Origin of the sequence: Colwellia sp. E2M01, assembly GCF_018860585.1 — a bacterium.
Taxonomy (GTDB): domain Bacteria; phylum Pseudomonadota; class Gammaproteobacteria; order Enterobacterales; family Alteromonadaceae; genus Colwellia.
Window position 1 is genome coordinate 11,620 of record NZ_JAHKPR010000082.1, and the last position, 21,889, is coordinate 33,508.

General features: G+C 37.5%; 21 protein-coding genes. 7 read left to right on the forward strand and 14 right to left on the reverse strand.

Going from position 1 to position 21,889, the window contains the following annotated elements:
- Positions 1-90: 90 nt before the first annotated feature.
- Both uca and atzF read left to right on the forward strand, forming a co-directional pair.
- Positions 91-3,786, forward strand: a complete 3,696-nt coding sequence (gene uca, locus KO502_RS15620; protein ID WP_252730799.1) for an urea carboxylase — start codon at positions 91-93, stop codon at positions 3,784-3,786.
- Between the two features lie 78 nt (positions 3,787-3,864).
- Complete coding sequence (gene atzF, locus KO502_RS15625; protein ID WP_216023503.1) at positions 3,865-5,676, forward strand: allophanate hydrolase; 1,812 nt, start codon at positions 3,865-3,867, stop codon at positions 5,674-5,676.
- 272 nt (positions 5,677-5,948) lie between these two features.
- On the opposite strand, the gene KO502_RS15630 is transcribed toward atzF, so the two are convergent.
- From KO502_RS15630 to KO502_RS15690, 13 genes are all read right to left on the reverse strand, one after another.
- Positions 5,949-7,175 carry a cyclopropane-fatty-acyl-phospholipid synthase family protein gene (locus KO502_RS15630; RefSeq protein WP_216023504.1) on the reverse strand — a complete coding sequence of 409 codons (1,227 nt, stop codon included), beginning with the start codon at positions 7,173-7,175 and terminating at the stop codon, positions 5,949-5,951.
- Between the two features lie 60 nt (positions 7,176-7,235).
- Positions 7,236-8,024 (reverse strand): DUF1365 domain-containing protein, encoded by a 789-nt coding sequence (locus KO502_RS15635; RefSeq protein ID WP_216023505.1) that lies wholly within the window; start codon positions 8,022-8,024, stop codon positions 7,236-7,238.
- 8 nt (positions 8,025-8,032) lie between these two features.
- On the reverse strand, positions 8,033-9,322 hold the full coding sequence (locus KO502_RS15640; RefSeq protein WP_216023506.1) for an FAD-dependent oxidoreductase: 1,290 nt from the start codon (positions 9,320-9,322) through the stop codon (positions 8,033-8,035).
- A 13-nt stretch (positions 9,323-9,335) separates the two neighbouring features.
- Positions 9,336-10,082: an SDR family NAD(P)-dependent oxidoreductase gene (locus KO502_RS15645; protein ID WP_216023507.1), complete on the reverse strand. Its 747-nt coding sequence runs from the start codon at positions 10,080-10,082 to the stop codon at positions 9,336-9,338.
- On the reverse strand, positions 10,082-10,555 hold the full coding sequence (locus KO502_RS15650) for a nuclear transport factor 2 family protein (RefSeq protein ID WP_216023508.1): 474 nt from the start codon (positions 10,553-10,555) through the stop codon (positions 10,082-10,084). Before KO502_RS15650 ends, KO502_RS15645 begins: the two co-directional genes overlap by 1 nt.
- Positions 10,556-10,598: 43 nt before the next feature.
- On the reverse strand, positions 10,599-11,987 hold the full coding sequence (phrB, locus tag KO502_RS15655) for a deoxyribodipyrimidine photo-lyase (RefSeq protein ID WP_216023509.1): 1,389 nt from the start codon (positions 11,985-11,987) through the stop codon (positions 10,599-10,601).
- Between the two features lie 2 nt (positions 11,988-11,989).
- Positions 11,990-12,949 (reverse strand): DUF523 and DUF1722 domain-containing protein, encoded by a 960-nt coding sequence (locus tag KO502_RS15660; protein WP_216023510.1) that lies wholly within the window; start codon positions 12,947-12,949, stop codon positions 11,990-11,992.
- A 184-nt stretch (positions 12,950-13,133) separates the two neighbouring features.
- Positions 13,134-13,862, reverse strand: a complete 729-nt coding sequence (locus tag KO502_RS15665; protein WP_216023511.1) for a ChrR family anti-sigma-E factor — start codon at positions 13,860-13,862, stop codon at positions 13,134-13,136.
- A complete protein-coding gene (locus KO502_RS15670; RefSeq protein WP_216023512.1) occupies positions 13,859-14,473 on the reverse strand; it encodes a sigma-70 family RNA polymerase sigma factor in 615 nt (204 codons plus the stop codon). The genes KO502_RS15665 and KO502_RS15670 overlap by 4 nt, the downstream gene beginning before the upstream one ends.
- A gap of 112 nt (positions 14,474-14,585) precedes the next feature.
- Complete coding sequence (locus KO502_RS15675) at positions 14,586-15,176, reverse strand: LON peptidase substrate-binding domain-containing protein (RefSeq protein WP_216023513.1); 591 nt, start codon at positions 15,174-15,176, stop codon at positions 14,586-14,588.
- 12 nt (positions 15,177-15,188) lie between these two features.
- Positions 15,189-15,779: a DUF3833 domain-containing protein gene (locus KO502_RS15680; RefSeq protein ID WP_252730800.1), complete on the reverse strand. Its 591-nt coding sequence runs from the start codon at positions 15,777-15,779 to the stop codon at positions 15,189-15,191.
- A gap of 2 nt (positions 15,780-15,781) precedes the next feature.
- Positions 15,782-16,330 (reverse strand): chalcone isomerase family protein, encoded by a 549-nt coding sequence (locus KO502_RS15685; RefSeq protein WP_216023514.1) that lies wholly within the window; start codon positions 16,328-16,330, stop codon positions 15,782-15,784.
- Positions 16,323-16,817, reverse strand: coding sequence for a DUF2878 domain-containing protein (locus tag KO502_RS15690; RefSeq protein WP_216023515.1), 495 nt, complete (start codon positions 16,815-16,817; stop codon positions 16,323-16,325). Before KO502_RS15690 ends, KO502_RS15685 begins: the two co-directional genes overlap by 8 nt.
- Positions 16,818-17,150: 333 nt before the next feature.
- Between KO502_RS15690 and KO502_RS15695 the strand changes: the two genes are divergently transcribed.
- Entirely contained in the window at positions 17,151-17,960 is an 810-nt protein-coding gene (locus KO502_RS15695; RefSeq protein ID WP_216023516.1) for a Sir2 family NAD-dependent protein deacetylase, read from the forward strand.
- Positions 17,961-18,174: 214 nt separating this feature from the next.
- Complete coding sequence (locus KO502_RS15700) at positions 18,175-19,206, forward strand: WYL domain-containing protein (protein ID WP_216023517.1); 1,032 nt, start codon at positions 18,175-18,177, stop codon at positions 19,204-19,206.
- Here KO502_RS15700 and KO502_RS15705 read toward each other — a convergent pair whose 3' ends face one another.
- Entirely contained in the window at positions 19,207-20,202 is a 996-nt protein-coding gene (locus tag KO502_RS15705) for a hypothetical protein (RefSeq protein WP_216023518.1), read from the reverse strand. It abuts the gene before it with no gap.
- 117 nt (positions 20,203-20,319) lie between these two features.
- On the opposite strand from KO502_RS15705, the gene KO502_RS15710 reads away from it, so the two are divergent.
- The 3 genes from KO502_RS15710 (at position 20,320) to KO502_RS15720 (ending at position 21,864) form a co-directional block, all read left to right on the forward strand.
- On the forward strand, positions 20,320-21,099 hold the full coding sequence (locus tag KO502_RS15710) for a DnaA/Hda family protein (RefSeq protein WP_216023519.1): 780 nt from the start codon (positions 20,320-20,322) through the stop codon (positions 21,097-21,099).
- A 3-nt stretch (positions 21,100-21,102) separates the two neighbouring features.
- Positions 21,103-21,387, forward strand: a complete 285-nt coding sequence (locus KO502_RS15715) for a cyclic-phosphate processing receiver domain-containing protein (RefSeq protein ID WP_216023520.1) — start codon at positions 21,103-21,105, stop codon at positions 21,385-21,387.
- A 237-nt stretch (positions 21,388-21,624) separates the two neighbouring features.
- The gene (locus KO502_RS15720; RefSeq protein ID WP_216023521.1) at positions 21,625-21,864 is read left to right on the forward strand and encodes a transcription factor; all 240 of its coding nucleotides are present in this window, start codon (positions 21,625-21,627) and stop codon (positions 21,862-21,864) included.
- Positions 21,865-21,889 lie beyond the last annotated feature (25 nt).

A 21,889-nucleotide genomic window follows, 5' to 3' on the forward strand; every position in this document is an offset into this window, starting at 1 on the left:
AACCTAAGCAAAGTAATTATAACGCTAAGCGATTTCATCTGTTTGAACCGGGACGACCCATTTTAAACATTTAATAAACGAGTAAAAATTATGCCGACTTCTACGATTACCACAACACAATCTACCCAAAAGATGTTTACCAAAGTATTAATTGCTAACCGTGGCGCTATTGCCTGTCGTATTATTCGCACCTTAAAACGCTTAGGCATTGCCAGCGTTGCCGTTTATTCAGAAGCCGATCGCGAATCTCTGCATGTATCACAAGCAGATGAAGCCTACAGTTTAGGCGAAGGTGCAGCCAGCACTACCTATCTTGATCAAGACCAAATTATTGCCATTGCCGAAAAAACAGGCGCGCAAGCTATTCACCCTGGCTATGGTTTTTTAAGTGAAAATGCCGATTTTTCAGAGCGATTAGCGCAAGCAGGCATCACCTTTATTGGCCCACGCCCACAACAAATGATCGGTTTTGGTTTAAAGCATGAAGCGCGTGACTTAGCCGAAGCGGCAGGCGTGCCAAACGTTCCGGGTACTGGCTTATTAGCCGATTTAGACGAAGTTATTACAGCCGCCAATAACATTGGTTTTCCTATTATGCTTAAAAGTACTGCCGGTGGCGGTGGTATTGGTATGCAACGTTGTGACTCACAATCAGAGCTTGAAAAAGCCTTTATCAATGTTAAACATTTAGGCGCACAAAACTTCTCAAACGACGGTGTATTCTTAGAAAAATTTGTCGAAAAAGCCCGTCATATTGAAGTACAAGTTATTGCCAACGGCGCAGGCGAAGTAGTTACTTTAGGCGAACGTGATTGTTCAAGCCAACGCCGTAACCAAAAAGTCGTTGAAGAAACACCCGCACCAAACTTACCTGATGCCACACGCCAAGCCATGTTAGCCACCGCTAAATCATTAATGGCATCAATTAATTACTTAAACGCAGGTACGGTTGAGTTTATTTACGATCACGACAGCGACAAGTTTTACTTTTTAGAAGTAAACACTCGCTTACAAGTAGAACACGGTGTAACTGAACTTTGTTACGGTGTTGATTTAGTAGAGTGGATGTTAAAAGTTGCCGCTAACTATAGCGAAGAAGCTGGAACGCTTACAGGATTAGACCTAAGTGAAATTGCTAATTTAAAACCAAAAGGTCATGCTATTCAAGCCCGTGTCTACGCGGAAAACCCAGTGAAAAACTTCCAACCATCTGCTGGTTTATTAACGCAAGTAGAATGGGCAAATGATAACAACACTGATGACGGTTCAACAGATACTGTCCGTATTGATCATTGGTTAGAATCTGGCTTAACCGTATCACCATTTTTCGATCCTATGCTTGCCAAAGTGATGGTGCATTGTGATGACCGTGCAAGTGCTATTAGCAAGTTAGATAACGTATTAGCTGAATCTAGCTTATACGGCATCACCACGAACATGGATTACGTTCGTCAAATCTTACAGTCAGAGATTTTCCAACAAGGTAAAATGTTTACCCGTAGCTTAAATGACTTTGTTGCTGAATATACAGGCTTTGAAGTATTGAAAGCCGGCACCATGACCTCAGTGCAAGACTACCCTGCCCGTGGCGGTTACTGGAACATAGGTGTGCCGCCATCAGGTCCATTTGATTCGTACTCTTTTTGTATCGCCAATAGTTTACTAAATAATGACGCCGATGCCGCAGGGTTAGAGATCACTATTCAAGGCCCGAGCTTACAATTTTACAGCGACACACAAGTGGTTGTTACAGGGGCAGAAATTGACGTTTGGCTTGACGATGAAGCACAAGCTAATAACCAAATTATTACGATTAAAGCCGGTCAAATTTTAAAAACAGGTAACGTGAAAAAAGATGGTGCCCGTGCGTATATTGCCTTTGCTGGTGGTATTCAATGTCCTGATTATTTAGGCAGTAAAAGTACCTTTACGCTAGGTCAATTTGGTGGTCATTGTGGTCGTGCTTTACGTACCGGTGACTTCTTAAAATTAACTGAGCTCACATTGTCAGAACAAGCTCTACAAACTGCGCCAGCTGAAATACCAGCGCAAGTGATCACGCCAGTCACTGACACTTGGACATTACGCGTAATGTATGGTCCACATGGTGCGCCAGATTTTTTCACACCAAGCGATATTGAAACCATTCAATCGCATCAGTGGAAAATTCATTACAACTCAAGCCGTACCGGTATTCGTTTAATTGGTCCTAAACCAGACTGGGCACGTGAAACGGGTGGTGAAGCAGGTTTGCACCCATCAAACATTCATGACAATGCTTATGCTTTTGGTACTGTCGATTTCACTGGTGATATGCCAGTAATTTTAGGCCCAGACGGCCCAAGTTTAGGCGGTTTTGTTTGTCCTTTTACCGTGATCAGTGCTGACTTATGGAAACTAGGTCAATTAAAAGCCGGTGACACTGTTCAGTTTGAAGTAGTTGATTTACCTAACGCCAACATCATCGAGCAAGCACAACTTAAACAAATTGCTGAGCTTTGTGTTCAAACACCAGAATACCAAACCGCTGATGCTATCACGCCAATTATTGATGAATTAATCACTAACGACGGCGAGCCTGACGTTATCTTCCGTCAAGCGGGTGATAAATTTTTATTAGTTGAATACGGTGAGTTAATTTTAGATTTAACCTTACGTGCCCGCGTGCAAGCGTTATTTGAAGCGGTTGGCAAAGCCAATATTAAAGGTGTTTTAGAATTAACACCGGGTATTCGCTCATTACAAGTGCACTTTGACAGCTTAACGCTACCAGTTGCTGATTTAATCGCGCAGTTAAAAACCATTGATATTGCCCTTGGCGATACCAGCCAATTAAGCTTTGAATCTCGCGTGGTGCATTTACCACTAAGTTGGGACGATGAAGCGTGTCAAAAAGCCATTGAAAAATACATTCAATCAGTACGTAAAGACGCGCCTTGGTGTCCATCAAACTTAGAGTTTATTCGTCGTATTAACGGTTTAGGCGATATTGAAGAGGTGAAGAAAATCGTCTTCGATGCCAATTACTTAGTACTTGGTTTAGGTGATGTTTACTTAGGCGCGCCAGTGGCCACACCGCTTGATCAGTGTCATCGCTTAGTCACCACTAAATACAATCCTGCCCGTACATGGACAGCTGAAAACTCAGTAGGTATTGGTGGTGCATACATGTGTATTTACGGTATGGAAGGCCCAGGTGGTTATCAGTTTGTGGGTCGTACCGTACAAATGTGGAATCGTTACCGTAAAAATGAGGTATTCGCTCAACCGTGGTTATTACGTTTGTTTGATCAAATTAAATTCTACCCAGTAAGTAACGAAGAATTAGCGCAATTTCGTGAAGACTTCCCACTAGGTAACTGGCAACCAAAAATTGAAAAGAGCGTGGTTTCAATGCCAGAGCTTAATGAGCAATGGGCAAAACGTGAAGCCGACATTAAAGCTTTCAACGCCAAGCGTGAAGCGGCTTTTGCGAACGAAATGGCTGACTGGAAAGCCAATGGTCAACTTAATTATCAATTTGAAGAGCAAGACAACGACGACAGTGAAGCCATTGAGTTAGCGCCAAACCAATATTTAGTGGAATCAACCGCTGCAGGTAGCGTGTGGCAAATTAACGTTAAAGAAGGTCAAAGTGTTGCAACAGGTGATTCACTCGTGGTGTTGGAGTCAATGAAAATGGAAATTGACATTACCGCTTTTGAAGATGCAAAAGTGGCAAAAGTGTTAGCGAAAGAAGGACAGCAAGTTGACGCAGGACAAGCGCTATTAGTCATTGAAGTTTAACCACATAAAAGCACCTAGAGCCTAGGCTTTAGGTACTAGGCCAGTAATAAACAGATTAGAAAAATTAAGGAATTAACCATGACCGCAAATATTAAGCAAGACATCAACTTAAGTATTAGCACCTTACAACAAGCTTACGCGTCAGGCGAAACAAGCCCTGAGCAATTAATTAAATCATTACTTATTGAAGCTGAATCCTTAACGGCGGTGTGGATTCACTTATTAACAGAAGCGGAAATAGCGCCGTATTTAGACAACTTAAAAAATATGTCACCTGAAACACACCCACTTTACGGTGTGCCATTTGCCATTAAAGACAATATTGATTTAGCGGGTATTCCAACCACAGCCGCCTGTGCTGAATTTGCTTACACACCAAAAGAGTCGGCATTTGTAGTTAAAGAATTAATTGCCGCAGGTGCAATTCCACTAGGTAAAACCAACTTAGACCAATTTGCTACGGGCTTAGTAGGAACACGCTCTCCTTATGGCGCAACACCAAATAGCTTTAACCCTGAATATATCTCTGGTGGTTCAAGTTCAGGCTCAGCCGTTGCAACAGCAAGCGGTGTAGTGAGCTTTGCATTAGGAACAGATACCGCAGGCTCCGGTCGTGTTCCAGCGTGTTTTAATAACTTAGTGGGTTTAAAACCAAGTAAAGGTTTGTTATCAACATCAGGCGTAGTACCAGCTTGCAGAAGCTTAGATTGTGTGAGTATTTTTGCGTTAACTGCTGATGATGCGAATACCGTATTTCAAGTAGCCGCCAAATACGATGAAGAAGATCGCTACGCTAGAGAAAATATTTCCGCAAACACCAAACCTGTGAAATTAAATGACAAATTTACTTTTGCCATTCCTCTGCCAGAACAACTAGCCTTTTTCGGTTGTGATTCATACGAGCGAGCTTTCCTGCAAGCTGTTACCGCATTAGAAAAATTAGGTGGCACTAAAGTTGAGTTAGACTTCACCCCATTACTTGATGCAGCAAAATTATTATACGAAGGACCTTGGGTAGCAGAGCGCTACATTGCAACACAAGACATTCTTGAAGAACAACCTGAAGTAATGATGGACGTTACTCGCACTATTATCAGCCAAGGCGATAAGCACAGCGCAGTTGACACTTTTTACGCGCTATACCGCTTACAATCATTGAAGAAGCTTGCCGATAAATTAATTGATCAAGTTGATGTATTAGTTACACCAACCGCAGGTCGTCACTTTACCTTAGCTGAAATAGCCGAAGAGCCAATGCTGTATAACTCGCAACTAGGTTATTACACTAACTTCATGAATTTACTCGACTACGCTGCTTTAGCCGTGCCAACAAAGTTCACCTCTAAAGGCTTACCGTTTGGCGTAACCCTATTTAGCGATGCCTTTACCGATCAAAAATTATTAACCTTAGCGAAACGCATTCAAGATAATGCGCAATTGTCTTTAGGTGCTACCGGTTGGACTTTACCAAAAACAGAACTATCGACAGCAAGCGACGCATTTATTGACGTAGTAGTTTGTGGCGCACACCTTTCAGGTATGGCATTAAATTGGCAACTAACCGATAGAAATGCGGTATTAATTGAAAAAACACAATCGGCAGCCAAGTATCAAATGTTCTCTGTAGCAGGTGAAATAGAACGCCCTGCGATGATACGCAACGGTGTATTTGATCAAGAAAAAGGGGGCAGCTTTGAAGTAGAAGTATGGCGTTTACCTATTGAATCGTTCGGTTCATTTGTTGCTGGTATTGCGCAACCATTGGGTATAGGAAAAGTAGAATTGGCTGATGGTCGTTGGTTAACAGGCTTTATTGCTGAAGGTTATGCAGCACAAGGTGAGAATATTTCAAGTTTTGGTAGTTGGCGCAAATATAAGGCTAAGGCTTAAACGAATTAGTTTATAAAAGTTATAGAGCAATACCACTGCATCTTGATTGGTAACAGCTATATTTTAAAAAAACGCCAGACTGAGCACTCAGACTGGCGTTTTTTAATATATACCTAATTAATATACATCTGAATTAATATATACCTGAATTAATATATACCTAAGATGTTTTAACCTATTGAAATAATTTATTAATATTATTTAATCTAATAATTTCTTTTACACTGCTCTTTTTGCACTTCTCTTTTTACACGGCTATTTACTTGCGACTACTATTTTCTTGCGACTAAATGTACAGTGCTAGTTGAACGTTCTAAAAATGCACCTTCGCAATAAGCAAAGTAATATAGCCATAAACGTTTAAACGTATCGTCATATCCAAAGGTGGTCAATTCAGACCAAGAAGAAAGAAAGCTGTCACGCCAATCGCTTAACGTTTTAGCATAATCTAGTCCAATATCGTCAAGGTTTTCTATAACTAAATCCGTATGTTCGGTAATGTTATGGCTTAATATATTTACCGATGGTAAAAATCCGCCTGGAAAAATATATTTTTGAATAAAGTCGACATTATTTTTGTAATAATCAAAGCGTTGGTCGGCAATGGTGATCGCTTGAATAAGTAATTTACCGCCAGGCTTTAACCTGTCGTTACATTGCTTAAAGAAACTTGGTAAAAATTCATAACCAACGGCTTCTATCATTTCTACCGAAACCACTTTATCAAAGCTACCCGTTAGATCGCGATAGTCTTCTTTTAATAAGGTTATTTGCTGACTTAAACCTAATTCTTTAACCCGAGTTTGCGCATACTCATATTGCGCATCAGAGATTGTCGTTGTGGTAACTTTACAACCATAATGTTTCGCTGCGTAAATCGCTAAGCCGCCCCAACCTGTGCCTATTTCTAATAAATGATCTTCACTAGTTAACGACAAGCGTTCACAAATAGTTTTTAACTTATTGAGTTGTGCCTCTGCTAATGTCGCCTCTTCTGTAGGGTATATTGCCGAAGAGTACATCATTTCAGGATCAAGAAAGCGTGTGTACAACTCATTACCTAAGTCGTAGTGAGCGAGAATATTACGTTTAGAGCCTGATTGCGTATTTCTGTTTTTCCAATGACTTAATGCATTTTTTATCTTATTCGACCATGATTTATTAGATTCTAACTTGTCTGTTTGTTGTTGGGCTTTGGCAAAAATTCTAATAACGTTAGTTAGGTTTGGGCTACTCCATTTACCTGCGATAAAAGCTTCTGATACACCAATACTGCCACCTTTTACAAAGTCGGTATAAAGGCTCATATCATGTATATGAATTTTGCCTTTAATACTGTTTTCGCTAACAATTTCAGGAAACAAAAGATGATTACTTCCCTCTACCACTTCAAGTTGACCATAACTGAGTTTTTTAAAAACAGCATGAACAATTGTTCTGCAGCGTTTGTCTAGCCAGTTTGCTGTTTTTAATTCTGTCATTCGTTCAACTTGTTCCATGGTAAACTCCACCTTACTTACTTTTAATTAGCTATTTTTTAATTAACTGGTTTTAAGTCATTAACTTATTTTTTGATAACCAATAAACGGAATACGTTTGATGAACAGCCGTAATGCTTGCCAATAAATACCAACTACAACCTTAATGGTCATAACAGGTAATTGGCACCAAACCGCCAGTAGATTTTTCTGACTGAATGTTTTTCGCTGCATTCTTAAGCTTGCATCAAATAGTTTTTCTAGTTTGCCGTTATCAGTATTTAGCCGTTTATTTTCAATATGTACCATCATTTTGCTGGTATGCTCATTAGGCGGTTTTACTTGCCAAAAATAAGACATATCTAAATCCATAAAGGGTGATACTTGGAAAACTTTTTTATTCACCTTTTCGTTATCATTTAGTAAATCAACTAAGTAATAATGCCGTTCATTCCATGGCGTATTACTTACTTCGGCAAGCATTTGTGTGCAGTTATTATCTTGGTCATAACAAAAGTAAAAATTTGCTGGACTAAAATAAATACCAAAACACCTAACCTGTACCAACATCACAATGCGGTGAACATCATCATGACCTTTTAACGCCATGACTTTATCTTTTATACGTTGCGTTAATCCGTTTGGTTCACCGCGAAGATAATCTTTTTCAACAAAACGTAAAGGATGAAACCATGAGAAGCCAAAAAGCCCTTTTCCTTTATCATTTTCTTTAGCCTTTTCAATATCATGACAATCAAGCGCCAGCATATATAACGAGTAGTCAAAGCTGTGCGACTTTGGACTAAAACGTCGGTGCACGATATTACCGAGATAAATACTGCTATGGCTAAAAGATGTTTTGTTACTCATAAGCTTACTTATTTACTTAAAACACAATCAAAGCGTTTGGCGACTTCAACGGCACTACGTACCCCATCTTCATGAAAACCATTGTGCCAATAAGCGCCAGCAAAGTGGGTGTGATTAATCCCGCAAATACGATCTCTTTGGGTTTGTGCTTTAATCGACTGCGCCGAAAAAATAGGATGGTGATAAGTAAATTCTCGTAAAATGCTAGCGGGATCTATCTCATCTTTTTGATTTAAGGTGACACAAAAAGTATGTTTACTTTGCAGACCTTGCAAAATATTCATGTTGTAAGTAACACTTGCCGCTTTATGTCGGTCTTGGCTTAGCTGGTAATTCCAACTTGCCCAAGCTTTTTGTCTTTTCGGTAATAAGCGTTTATCTGTGTGTAAAACTACCGAGTTTTCGCTGTAAGGCATAGCCGATAAAATAGTATTTTCATCATTACTGGCATCGTTTAATAAAGCTAAGGCTTGGTCAGAATGACAAGCAATAACCACTTCATCAAACTCTTCATATTTAGTTTCCGTATTTGGCTGTGTGTTACCTTCGGTATGGCTAAAGTGCAGTTGCACTTTATTGTTTTCTCGGGTGATGCCACTAATATTCGCCTCTAAATGAATGCGATCTTTAAAAGGTTCACACAACGGCGCCAAATAACTACGCGAACCATTAGGAATAACATACCATTGCGGCCTGTCGGCAATATTTAATAAGCCATGATTATGAAAAAACTGCACGAAGAATCTAAATTCAAAATCACCCATTTGTGCCAGTGAACTTGACCAAATAGCGGCGCCCATTGGCAGAATATAATGTTCCGCAAAATAATCACTGAAGTTATTCTCAGCTAAAAACTGACCGAGGGTTAAACCACTTTGATAGTTTTGTGATTCAAAAATAGCTTTACACTGTTTATTAAAACGTAATATTTCCTTAACCAATAACCAAAATTTTGGACGGAATAAGTTACGTCTTTGCGCGAATAAGGTATTTAGATTATGACCATTATATTCCATACCTGTTTGGCAATTATGTACCGAAAAGCTCATTTCTGTTGCTTGTTTACCAATACCTATTTCATCAAGTAGCGCTAAATAATTAGGGTAGGTTTTGTCATTAAAGACTATAAAACCGGTATCTATAGCAATTTTTTCACCGTCTTTTTCAATATCAACTGTCGCAGTATGTCCGCCAATGCGATTGTCTTTTTCATAAACCGTGACTTTATGCTTTTTAGATAACAAATAAGCGGCGGTTAGCCCTGAAATGCCAGAGCCAATAATGGCGATATTCTTCATGCTATTTGTTTCCTTATACTTTATCTTGTGGCGGATTATTGTGAGTGATCATTTTTTGCCAAATAGGTTTAGGTAGTAATGACAAAAATTTTAATAGGTAGGTTAATCTCTTAGGAAAGTGTAAATACGCTTTACCCTTATCGACACCAGCAATTATCCTTGTTGCGGCTTGCTCGCTAGTAATAAGAAATGGCATGTTAAAATCGTTTTTATCGGTCAATGGTGTTTTGACAAAACCAGGATGAACTAGCGTGACTTTAATATTTTCATTAGCCAAGTCTATGCGTAAGCTATTGGCTAAATAGTCCATGCCTGCCTTTGATGCACCATAAGCTTCACTGCGCGGGAACGGTAAAATAGTGGCGCTTGAGCTAACAAAAACAAGCTGCCCGCCTTTGCTAATATGCGGCATGGTGTATTGTAGTAACCAACCTAGTGAAGCGAGATTAGTATGAATGAGATCAGCAAACAGCTTGCCGTCAAATTGCTTCGCGTTATCAATATATCGACAGTCGCCAGCGTTAAGAATCACAATATCTAGCGGCTCTAATTGCATTAAGTCTTGAAGCGCTTGTTTGATTTCATCACTGTTATTGATATCAAATTGATAGGTTTTATATGCATCAGCAGCTAATAACGCTAATTTATTCGCGTCTCTGCCACAAGCAATAACCCTATCACCACGAGCGACGTATTGGTTAAATAACGACAAACCAATACCTGAAGTAGCACCTGTAATCAGTACGGTTTTAATAGTCATTAATTAGCCGCCTTTACTTTGATCCATTTAATAAATTTACCAATTAAAGGCAATTGCTCGTAAAGCATCGAGCCTAAATCAAGATAGTCTCGGTGATAAATCACTTTGTCATCTGCACCTTTAATATAAGAGCTACCTAATACAGTCACAGCCTCGCCTTTATTGAGCTTGGAGTGTTGATAAGTCATAGTCCAATAAATCGCAGCTTCATCACCTTCGTTAATAATGTTAGTAATAACAAAATCACAACAGCTTAGGTTGGTATAAAGGTTTTCAAAGTAGTTAACTAAATTATTGATACCTTCAACTTTATGCATAGGATCAATAAAGGTGATACTAGGATGATAAATAGTTTCGAGTAAGTTTAAATTTGTCGCTGACAGTGTTTGATAAATATCAACAAAATTAATTAGCCAATCAGGTGATAGCGGATTTAACTGGTCGTTAATGTTGTTATTGGTATTAGTTTGCATAAGTAAATCACCGTGTTCTTATCACTTAATTAGAATGGCTAAGTTATTTATAAAAAGCGAGGGCGTTAAGTCTTGCTGTTTTATGTTCAACAATGGGTTGGACATAAATATTCATCTTATTCTGCGCAATATATTTATGCGGAAAATGAATATGTTTATCAGGAATACTTTTCAGCTCTGGTAAGTACTTACGTATGAACTCACCATTTGGATCAAAACGTTCACTTTGTCTTATCGGATTAAATATTCGAAAGTAGGGTTGCGCGTCACAACCTGTACTTGCAGCCCACTGCCAACCGCCATTATTGGAAGCTAAATCACCATCAATTAAGTGCTGCATAAAATACTTTTCACCCAAGCGCCAATCTATTAATAAATGTTTAGTTAGAAAGCTCGCCACTACCATTCTAAGCCTGTTATGCATCCAACCAGTTTGCTTAAGTTGCAACATGGCTGCGTCTACTAACGGGTAACCTGTTTTGCCTTGACACCAAGCACTGAAAGCTTGCTGATTGTTAGGCCATTTAATGTGTTGATACTTTTCTTTAAAGCAAAAGTGTTTACAAAGCCTTTGCTCATGAAACATAAGGTTTCGATAAAACTCACGCCAGATAAGCTCGTTCAGCCAAGAAAATTCTTTACTGTCTGTAGCAAGTAATAAGTCAGGATTACGATTTAATAATAGTGTTAATACATACCTTGGGCTGATAACGCCTGCGGCTAAATAAGGAGAAATACCCGAGGTGCCTTTTACTGAGGGAATATCGCGTAAGTCTGCATATTGACTTAACTTAACTTGTAAGAAGGTCGATAAAACGTCAGCTTCATATTTTGCCGCTAATGGCCAAGTGCTAGATAAACTGGCAGTTTCTGTGGACTTTTTATTTTGAGATGTAGTTTGAAGAGAAGGCGCAGTTATCTTGCCTAAATAATCAAAGCCCGCATGACGAACCTGTTTTAACCAAGCGTTTTTAAAAGGCGTGAATACTTTAAACATACTACCCGATTGATTGAGCACTTTGCCTTTGGGTACGATAACATCCGCTTCAAAAAGTGTTAACGGAATCCCCTGTGCGACACAATTTTGATCTCGCTGTTGTTCATTAAACTCTAGTTCACTATTTGCGTATACCGTCTCAATATTATGGTGTTGACAATATTGTGCTAAATAAGCGATTTGATCGGTAAAATACGGTGCTTCAATTAACTCCAGTTCAATGTTTATTGCCGCTAGCTCTGCTACCAACGCTTGTGCATGACGCTTAATAAAATCAATTTTAATCGGCGACCAATCATGTAATTGCCACTGTTTTTCAGAGATAAAAAAAACCGCCTTACGGGGCTTTTCTGAAGAACTGTTATTCAAAAAATGATGTAGGGCGGGATTATCATGTGTTCTTAAGTCATTACGAAACCAAAGTAAAATAGACACCTTTAATACGCATAGCGTAGTTTTAATTCGTCAGGGTACGGAGACAAATAGGCTTGTTTAGTTAAGTATTCTTTCGGATAACGCAGCAAGTAATGATTTATCAAAGTTAACGGAACAAATAGTGGAATTAACCCTTCTCTATAAGAGTCAATCTGCTTACAAAGCTCTTGTCTTTCATCACTTTGCAAGTGCTTAGAAAAGTACCCTTGAATATGCGCAAGCGTGTTTGCGTGTTTTTTGCGCGTGGCGATAATTGTCAATGCCGCCATTAATCCAGCAATATATTGCTGCGCCATATCCGCTAGAGGTAAGTCAGCTCTTGCCAATAATTGTCCTAAGTTTTTATAGGCAACAAGATCATGGCTCATCACCGTATATTTGTATTGGCTGTGAAAGGTGGTGAGTTTATGTTTTGTTAGCCCAGAAGCTTCAACTGTTTGCCAGTGTTTGTATGCATAAACTCTCGCTACAAAATTTTCACGAAGAATAGGGTCAATCAAACGACCATTTTCTTCACATGGCAACAATGGGTTTGCCGCCATAATTTCTTGAGCAAATAAACCAACACCCTTAGACGGTAAAGCATTACCTTCGGGGTTAAATACTTTTACCCGCTCCATGCCGCAACTTGGGCTTTTCGCGCAAAAGATATAGCCACTTAAATCTTTTGTCATGCTGGCTACTTTTTTACCGTAAGCTTGCAAGGCTTCGGTAACATCGCCACTGCCATCGGGTCTTGCCACGGTGATCATGTCATTTTTTTTAATTTGACGTATGGTCGGTCTTGGAATAGGTAAACCAATAGCCACTTCAGGGCAAAAGGATTTAAAAACAACGTGGTTAGCTAGCTCAAGGTTACAAAAATCAGATGTTTTACTGCCACCATCATAACGTACTTTTTCACCAATTAAGCAAGCACTTACGCCGATTTTCAGATCTTCTTTTTCAACTGTATAAATCACAAAGTCTCCTTAAAATAGTACGATATTAATAAATATGCCTATTCAGTTAAGCCTATTCAGTTAACACAGGTAAATGCTGAAACGTCTACTTTGAAGCATCTGACCAAGCACCATGACATTTTAACAACTGGGTCCCCGACAACACACTTCAAGGATGACGAACCTGAGCAAGTGCATAGACGAGTTAGTAAATCAGACCACCAATTGGATTCAGTAACTTATTAATACCTTGGGTAAAGTGTAGTGCATCATTGGCAACTGTGTAACATAAACAACCATCTTTAGAAATTGGATGATGCTGAACAGAGCTATCTAACATAATGAAATCACCTTTTACATACTCACCTTTTTCATCATGAAAAGAACCTTCTAATAACAAGGTTAATTCAAAACCTTTGTGTGTATGTTCAGGTACACCACCGCCCGGTGCAATTTGCAATAAACTAGTACGCACTTCATTTTCATTAAGTTGAATACGGGTACGAGAAAGCTTACCAATAGTGGCTTTTTTACCTAATGTCATGCTTGATAATGTCTTAGGTAATACGTAATTTTCATTTTGATAAATAATCGTTTTATCGGCTGCTACTGTTGTTTGTGCTAATTCATCTGACATGGTTATCGCGTCAACCATGTCATCGATAGACAAACTCTCTAATGTCTCTTCATCGGTTAAATCAGTTGAGTAATCTGCTGTTGAGTCATTATCTGTTGTTAAGCTCTGTTCTAGGTCTGCTTGCAAAGAGTCTTCTTCAAAGCTCACTTCAGCCATTTGCTCTGTTAATAGTGCTATCTGCTGTTGGCATTTAGGACACATATCCGCATGAATAGCGATAGCTGCAGATAGAGACGCTGGCAATTGGCCATTCACAAATAACTGTATTAACTCAAATTTAGGGTGATGGGTGATCATGAATTTTCTCCTAGTTGAGCTCTCAGTTTTGCTAATGCTAAACGTAAACGCGATTTGATTGTGCCTAATGGTAAATTAAGATGTGTCGCTAGTTGCTCTTGTGACATTTCACTAAAATAAAAGCCTTTAACGACTTCTTGCTGGGCTTCAGGTAATTCTTCTAATACCGATAGAAGTTGTTTATTTTCAAGATGATCATTAAAGCTTTCTTCTTCACTGCTCATACTTTCAGCCATTGGCCAAATATCATCACTTAGGTTATCTTCTTTATTACCTTGAATTTTACGCAACATATCGAATGTTACATTACGCATAACTGTATAAACCCATGTAGTTGCTGCGCCTTTATCTGAATTAAATAAATGCGCTTTACGCCAAACATTGGTCATTGTTTCTTGCACAACTTCATTAGCTTGCGCTTCATTCGGAAATTTAGTTTTAGCTATGCGGAGAATTTTAGGCGCAAAAAATTTAAACAAGTTAGTAAAGGCTTGTTTATTACGTTGTGTTGCTACGGCATCAAGCCACTGGCAAAGTTCGGGATGATTAATTTTATCTGACATGTATCTAGATTTATCACTTGTCACTTTGCTAAGCAAGTTAGTTTGCATTGCCTTATCACCGACAGCTGTTGAAAATATATAGGTATATACGGCTAACTATTTAATAAAGATCACAAACATTTTAAATAATTTAGACTTTGTCTTGATAGGCCAAACAAGATTAGTTAATTATCGACTCGACAAAGTGTTTCGCGTCTTCAAACGAATGGATAGCAACAAAGCGACTTTTAACAGATAAATTAACGGGTAATAGCTCTAACCATCTTGCGATAACCCAAGGAGTATCTTGCTTATTTTCATCGGTATAAAGCTGACTAAGGTGTTGCTCTTGCGCTAACACGGCATGTAATGATTCTAGTAAATTTTTATGTAAGGAGCTTTGTTTGGTTGCTTCAGTAATTATATTGTTATGCTGCGACCAATGCGGTATTTTGCTGACCTTACCAAAATGCAGATTATCTGCATCTTTATCTAAAGAAAGTATTTCAACCAAGGATTTACATTTTACGTCGATTTCTAATACGCCGTCAGCACCTTGATCAAAGTTAATAATTTCAACCCAACTTCCCCATTTTATTAATGGTTTTTCGCTATCTTGAGTCGTTAACCAAATAACAAAGCCCTGCCCTTGGCTAGCAAGCTTAACCATTTTTAAATAACGTTGTTCAAAAATTCTTAGCCGAGTGATCCCTTCAGGTAATAAAAAAACAGGCAATGGAAAAATCGGTAGTTTTGTCTCAACTGTATTCATTATAATTTCCTCCTATTTTGAGCCGACAGCAAGTTCGCTATGAGCAGCAGTATTCAAACAGCTTGTTTGTGTTGAGCTTTTATCAAAAAATAAAGTTATTTCAGCAACATCTACGCCGAATTTAGACATGGTTGTTTTATTCATCACTCGGTTTTCATCTAATTGATACATCCAGTCATCCATGGCTAAATTATAAGTAGTACCGTCAATAGGTACTGAGAGGGTATATTGCCAATTAAAGGCATAACCATTTTGTTGCCCATACGCGGTACCAATAACATCTTCGGCAGTGCCGCTGTATTTATCGTTAGGTAATTTGGTTAATTGCCACGTTCTATAACTAATTTCACCGTCATGAAAATAAAACACCTCGGCGAGCTCTCCTTGGTTATTGTCCCAAGTGCCAGATAATTCTACACAAAAACGTCGAGTTACTTTATTGGTGTAATCTTGCACCATACCATTGGCAACGAACTCTCCGGTGAAAAATGTTTTAATATCAAAAGCAGGTGTCGTGTTGCTATAGTCTGCGATATTGGCACTGCAACCCGCCAGTGATAACGTCATTAAAGTAAACATTAGCATTTTATAAGAGTTTTTCATGATTACGCCTCACCTAATAGTTGTGATCTTAGCTTTGCTTGACTGGTTTTAGGCGATAGCCAAATATCTAAGAACAGTTGATAAAATTCTGGTTGTTCAACCATACCAATTTGATCGTTATTAAAATAAAAAATAGCAGTATTATTTTCTACTAACATCGCCAAAGAGTCGCCTGCGCTAATGTCTGGCCAAATGGCTTGCAAACGCGGTATAAAAGCTGAATATTGTGCTTTTGGTATATTAAGGTGCTGCCATTGCTCAACAGTACGTTCAATTAAATCTGCCGAACTAATATCTTTTAAATATTCAATTTTGAAAATAAGTTTATTAGCTTTCTCGGTATAGGAATATTCGCCTGTAGGCGTATAAAGTGTGCTGTTGTATATATCCCAAAATAACACTGAAAATTTCGCACTACCGACTTCTTTAACATTTAATTGAGCAAACTCATCCGGTAGTTTTTGCAAATATGTTTGACTCTCGTCTTTACCAAAAACATTAAAAGAGATTAGTCCTAAACAAAGTAAAATACTGATAACAAATTTACTCATGTTGACTTTCCTTCTTAAAAAACACGGTTTTCAAATGAAAAAAAAGCACCATCAAAACAGCCCAAACAACACCTAATAAACAATAGGTAAATAAAAGTGTATGCCCTAACTCAACGGATGAAAGTGATGTACCTGCGATATAGCTCATTGGTGGAAAAATAAAACCAATAGCGAATTGTAAGTATTTTGAACGCGATAAAATTTGTAAACTGTGGGCAACCGTTGCCGCAAAAGCGCTCCATAAAATCATCAGCCATAAAGGAATAATTAATTCATTGGGAAAGATTAAAACACCGGTAAGTTGCCAAATTGAATCAACACAAATGCCTATACAAGTAATGCATAAGATTAATTTAACTTCAGCAATACGTTGTGCTGAATAATACAAATGTGTTCCAAGCCAACAAATGACGAAGGGAATGAATATATTTCCTAGGATAATTAAGCCAAACCAAGAAATATTAAAACCAATAAGATTAAGCAGCATATTAAATAACAATTGATGATTTTGTTATTTATACGTAGTGAAAGAGGATTTGGATTAAAAATTATTAAAGTATTCGCAGAGCTTGTAATAACGCCTGTACAGCGACAATAAAATCGGCACTAAAAAGCGTTACTTATCTTATAAATTGCTCGTAGTAACTGTTAAAACTGAATGAATAATTACATGCTCTCTGTAACCTGATTATATTTAAATCCTTACAACAATATAACCTAAATAGCGACAAACTTTGTCGCTAATCATCAATATGCTATCGATGTATTCAATAACAAAGTGAACAACTTGGTTAATCAATAATAAATCATGAGGTATTACATGAGAGAAAACATTGAAGCAGCAGCAAAGCTTATAAGCGATGCGGATGCTATTTTAATTGGCGCAGGAGCTGGGATGGGGGTCGACTCGGGCTTACCTGATTTTCGAGGTAAACAAGGCTTTTGGAATACCTATCCTCAACTAAAGCACTTAAATAAATCTTTCCAAGAAATGGCAAGTAGTGACTTGTTTTTGGTTGAGCCAGAACTGGTTTGGTGGTTTTATGGACACAGATTTAATTTATATAAAAACACAGCACCCCATGACGGATTTGATATCCTTAAGAGGCTATCCCTATCAAAACCTACTTTCGTGTTCACAAGTAATGTTGATGGCCACTTTCAAAAATCAGGGTTTAATAACAACCAAGTTATTGAACGTCATGGCAGCATAAATCATCTACAGTGTTCTTATAGTTGTTGTGATGATATTTGGAAGATAACAAGGCTTCCTTTTAAAATTAACAACCTAAATATTTCAATTGAGGGACATTACCCGCACTGTCCAAATTGTGGAGGCATAGCTAGACCAAACATAATGATGTTTAATGATCAGTGGTGGGTAAGTGGTAGAGCAAGGCAACAAAATCAAAACTTTTATGACTGGCTTGATACTCATTGGGGAAAAAACATAGTTGCTATTGAAATAGGAGCAGGTACAGAGATTTCTACTGTGCGTACTGCCTGCTTACACAATGCTAAGAATTTAATTCGTATTAACCCCTTTCAGTGCGATATATCAAAAGGACAAATACCATTAAAAATGTCAGCTTTAGATGCACTTATAGAAATAGACAAATTATTATTTTAAGACGTTATTTTGCTCTAGTTAAAAACTTGAGTTAAAAAATAGTCCTTTAATTGTAAACGTGACTTATATACTCAAGAGGTTTAAAACCTTAATAAAACAACGTATGTCATTAAGCGCGAAGATAAAAAGCAATGATCTTTAGGTGTTTCAATAACTAGCAAGTAATATAATATTGTTATGTTAATAAATATTATATTACCAGTTTAGGCTCTTCATGAATTTAAAATTAAATATTCGACATCTTGAACTACTTGAGTTACTCCCCGTTTATCCTAAGTTTTCAACTGTAAAGCAACTGGTTGAAAAGTTGTCAAATCAACATGAATACAAAGATAGTGATGTCAAAAATATTACACGTAACTTACAGCGTGATTTAAAACAGCTTGAGCAATACAGTATTACTGAATCAGGCGATAGCCCTGAAGGGTTAAAGTGGTCTCTTGTCAAAGACTCAATGTATTTAACTGCCCAGCTTTCACCTTCTGATGCTTTATGCTTCGCTATTATTGAACAATTCATTCAACCGATTATGCCTAATGTGTTATCGCCTTATTTAACCCGCACCTTTGAAAAATCTACACGAATATTAAATAAGCTCAGTTACCACAACAAATTAAAAACCTGGTTAGATAAAGTTTATATTGAAAACAAAGGCCAACCCTTAATACCCGCTAAAATAGATAACGAAGTGCGATGTTGTGTATATGACGCACTGTTAACTGAAAATATTTTATTATTGGAGTATAAAAACAAAAGTGGAGAGTTAAGTAACGCCACCGTTCAACCACTAGGTTTAGTTGTTAGAGCCCATATTCAATATTTAATTGTGCAATATCAAGGTTATAGTGATATTAGAATGCTTGCCATGAATCGCATAATATCTTGCAACATGTCGACCGAGAACTTCGATTATCCTACCGACTTTTCCCTTAAGCATTATGTTTTAAACGGCACAACGGGGGTCGCTTTTGCTGACGAGCCTATTGCATTTGAAGGGATATTCTCAGGCTTTGCTGCTGAACTTGTTTTAGAAACGCCAATCACTGAAAACCAAAAAAACACCCCTTACCCAACCGTTGATGGTGATAAGTTGTTAGTAAAAGCGAGCCTAACCATGAACTATGATTTTGAAACATGGTTATTAGGCTTAGCTAATTACGTTGAGGTATTAAAACCACATAGTTTACGAAATGCTATGCAAGAAAGACTTAGTGCCGCTGCAAAACTATATGAAAAAAAACAATAACTAAGGTTTATATGTTATTGAAATGACAGGATTATCAAAGCAATGCTCCTCAATCACGGCCGTGAATAACCAAAGCACATCATGCTTTTCAAGCATATTACTAATAACTAATGACGTTTCATTAAACACTTTAATTGCATCGTTTGCTTTTAAAAAGATAGTCACTACCACCGTACTTGCTTGAAACCAACGCTCATTATTTTCTTTCGATGCGAGTAATAGCTCTTGAGTAAAAAGCTTTGTTTGGTAGAGACCTTTACGCTCAAAAGCTAAACGATAGTCAGCAAAATCAATGCCTATAGGTCCTTGTTTTGTTAGAGGGTCTAGCAACGCTTTAATTGCTAATACCAACGAAGTAGACAAAGAACTAAACTTTTTAAAATAATGGTTAATTAATGGTGTTGAGTCTATATTCGTAAGGTTAGTGTTATTAAAACGTGCATAAAAACCTGCTAATATTTCACTCTCATTTTGTCTTTTATCATTTGAAAAATCTAACTGATAAACAGGTGAAACATCGTCATAAAAATCATTCACATCATAATCAATAGCGTCAATATCAGATAAGCCACTTTGTAATTGAATCAGCACAGTTTTAGATAAGGTTTTTTCAAAGTTGCCTTGCAAGGTGCCTATTTCTCTATCTTCTTTATATGCATCACACTTGACGTAATATTTGGATGACCAATTTAACAACATAATAGGGGCAATTGAAAAAACTATTGTTAATACCCCTAATTGTTTAGCAACCGATAAAAACTGCATTATTTTTCGTTGTGTACTCGGGTAATTCAGGTTACCTACAAGTATAAGTAAATCACAGTTTTGTACTTCTTTTTTTATTAAATCCTTGGTGCTATTTTTCTCAGTAGTTAATTGAGCAGTATCGCAATAGTTAAAATTCCACTCTAGTTCTTTTAATTCTGCAGTAACCGGAAAGCAAGTCGCTTGACTGGTTTTATCTAAAGGGTATACAGAAATATTAATACTTGACATAAGGGCTCACTGTTATTGATTGATATTATGACTATTACACTCTGTGGCGACAAAGTTTGTCGTCACTTTCAAGTAAAGTATTTCTATCAACAAATAACATAAAAATTAGCTGTAACGATGACATTCGAACAAACAAATATTAAAGAGAATCTTACCTTTGAAAAATTTATCGTTGGGGAGTCAAATAAAAAAGCTTATCAAGCTGCCTTAAATTTAACGCTAGAAATCACAAAAAAAGAATGGCTATGGATATCTTCATGCACAGGGTTAGGCAATACCCATTTATTACACGCCATAGGAAATAAGCTAGTAGAACAAGAATCAAACTTGAGCATTAAACAAATTCACACTCATTTCTTTATGTTAAAAGTATTAGAATCACAGCAAAACGATTCATTAAATCAACTAATAGAATATTATAATAATATTGATTGCCTACTACTTGATGGGATGACATGTTCGATCATGCGTAGGCTCTCCGTATCAACACATATAAGAGAAGTACTTTACGCGATATTATTAACACGTAAAAAAGGTGGAAAGTTAACCGTTTTTACTTCTGACTTGCCAAAAGATTCATCGCAACATCAAAGTTCAAGTATTAAACGCTTATTAAATGACTGTAAATCCGTCACCATTTTACAACCTGGTATCACTTTAAAAAAGCAACTAATCCGACACTTTGCATTACAGCACGGTCATGAATTCTCAGATGACATTATCTCTTTTATTAGCGAACAAGAAGCTAGCAATATCCGCGAGCTTGAAGCACAAATCAATTGGATATTTCTTGAAGAAAAGCCAAATGAGATATTAAGCCTAAGCTTAGATTTTATAAAAACCCGTTATCTACGATGGTACGAGCGTTTTTATCGGGGGAAGACACTATGGGTATAAATTATGAAAGTGTATTTAGATGACGAAAGAACCACGCCAAAAGGTTGGTATCGAGTATATTGGCCAGAAGAAGCCATTGCTTTACTTAAACAAAATATTGTGACTGAAATAAGTTTAGATCATGATTTAGGTGATGATAACCATGGTACAGGTTACGATGTACTGCTTTGGATTGAAGAAGCAGCTTATACGCAAGGGTTTATTCCTCCGATCATTTATGTACATTCAGCTAACACCTCAGCAAAACATAAAATGGAATTAGCTATTGCTAACATCAAGCGTATATAAGTGTTTAATGTTTAACAGGGCAGATTTTACGAGACTTTGACATTTTGACTAATAGCCAGCGCCTAGTTTATATTTTCGAAGTAGCATCATTGCCAAGAAAATAACAGGTTGCATATTTGCATAAGTAAGAGATCCAAATAAGTTTAACCTTTAATAAAATTTCACAACTTTCTCCTTGCTAAATTATCTAATTTATATAAATTAGATAATTCATCATAAAAATAGAAGAATCGACTTATGACCGAGCAAGCAATCTTCAACAATATCAAGCACGCATTAAACGAAGCGCCACGCAATCAGTACACCACTGAAATGCACCTGCAAATGATTAAGTACGCTGATAATCTCAAAAATATTACTGCGAAAGAATTTTGTGAAGGCGTTGGCCTTAAACCAAGCTTCGGTACTGAATTTTCCAAAATGCGTAACCTTACTCAGCGATTAAAAGCCGCAGGTTTAAATACTGACCAGCTTTAATACGGCTAACTTAAAAGGATCAACC

Coding starts and splice junctions, on each gene's coding strand:
- KO502_RS15630 (WP_216023504.1), bottom strand. CDS start 7,175: ATGGAACAAGTTGAACGAATGACAGAATTAAAAACAGCAAACTGGCTA.
- KO502_RS15700 (WP_216023517.1), top strand. CDS start 18,175: ATGAATTTAAAATTAAATATTCGACATCTTGAACTACTTGAGTTACTC.
- atzF (WP_216023503.1), top strand. CDS start 3,865: ATGACCGCAAATATTAAGCAAGACATCAACTTAAGTATTAGCACCTTA.
- KO502_RS15710 (WP_216023519.1), top strand. CDS start 20,320: ATGACATTCGAACAAACAAATATTAAAGAGAATCTTACCTTTGAAAAA.
- KO502_RS15690 (WP_216023515.1), bottom strand. CDS start 16,817: ATGCTGCTTAATCTTATTGGTTTTAATATTTCTTGGTTTGGCTTAATT.
- KO502_RS15640 (WP_216023506.1), bottom strand. CDS start 9,322: ATGAAGAATATCGCCATTATTGGCTCTGGCATTTCAGGGCTAACCGCC.
- KO502_RS15665 (WP_216023511.1), bottom strand. CDS start 13,862: ATGATCACCCATCACCCTAAATTTGAGTTAATACAGTTATTTGTGAAT.
- uca (WP_252730799.1), top strand. CDS start 91: ATGCCGACTTCTACGATTACCACAACACAATCTACCCAAAAGATGTTT.
- KO502_RS15720 (WP_216023521.1), top strand. CDS start 21,625: ATGACCGAGCAAGCAATCTTCAACAATATCAAGCACGCATTAAACGAA.
- KO502_RS15680 (WP_252730800.1), bottom strand. CDS start 15,779: ATGAAAAACTCTTATAAAATGCTAATGTTTACTTTAATGACGTTATCA.
- KO502_RS15645 (WP_216023507.1), bottom strand. CDS start 10,082: ATGACTATTAAAACCGTACTGATTACAGGTGCTACTTCAGGTATTGGT.
- KO502_RS15670 (WP_216023512.1), bottom strand. CDS start 14,473: ATGCAAACTAACTTGCTTAGCAAAGTGACAAGTGATAAATCTAGATAC.
- KO502_RS15695 (WP_216023516.1), top strand. CDS start 17,151: ATGAGAGAAAACATTGAAGCAGCAGCAAAGCTTATAAGCGATGCGGAT.
- KO502_RS15650 (WP_216023508.1), bottom strand. CDS start 10,555: ATGCAAACTAATACCAATAACAACATTAACGACCAGTTAAATCCGCTA.
- KO502_RS15675 (WP_216023513.1), bottom strand. CDS start 15,176: ATGAATACAGTTGAGACAAAACTACCGATTTTTCCATTGCCTGTTTTT.
- KO502_RS15685 (WP_216023514.1), bottom strand. CDS start 16,330: ATGAGTAAATTTGTTATCAGTATTTTACTTTGTTTAGGACTAATCTCT.
- KO502_RS15705 (WP_216023518.1), bottom strand. CDS start 20,202: ATGTCAAGTATTAATATTTCTGTATACCCTTTAGATAAAACCAGTCAA.
- KO502_RS15715 (WP_216023520.1), top strand. CDS start 21,103: ATGAAAGTGTATTTAGATGACGAAAGAACCACGCCAAAAGGTTGGTAT.
- KO502_RS15635 (WP_216023505.1), bottom strand. CDS start 8,024: ATGAGTAACAAAACATCTTTTAGCCATAGCAGTATTTATCTCGGTAAT.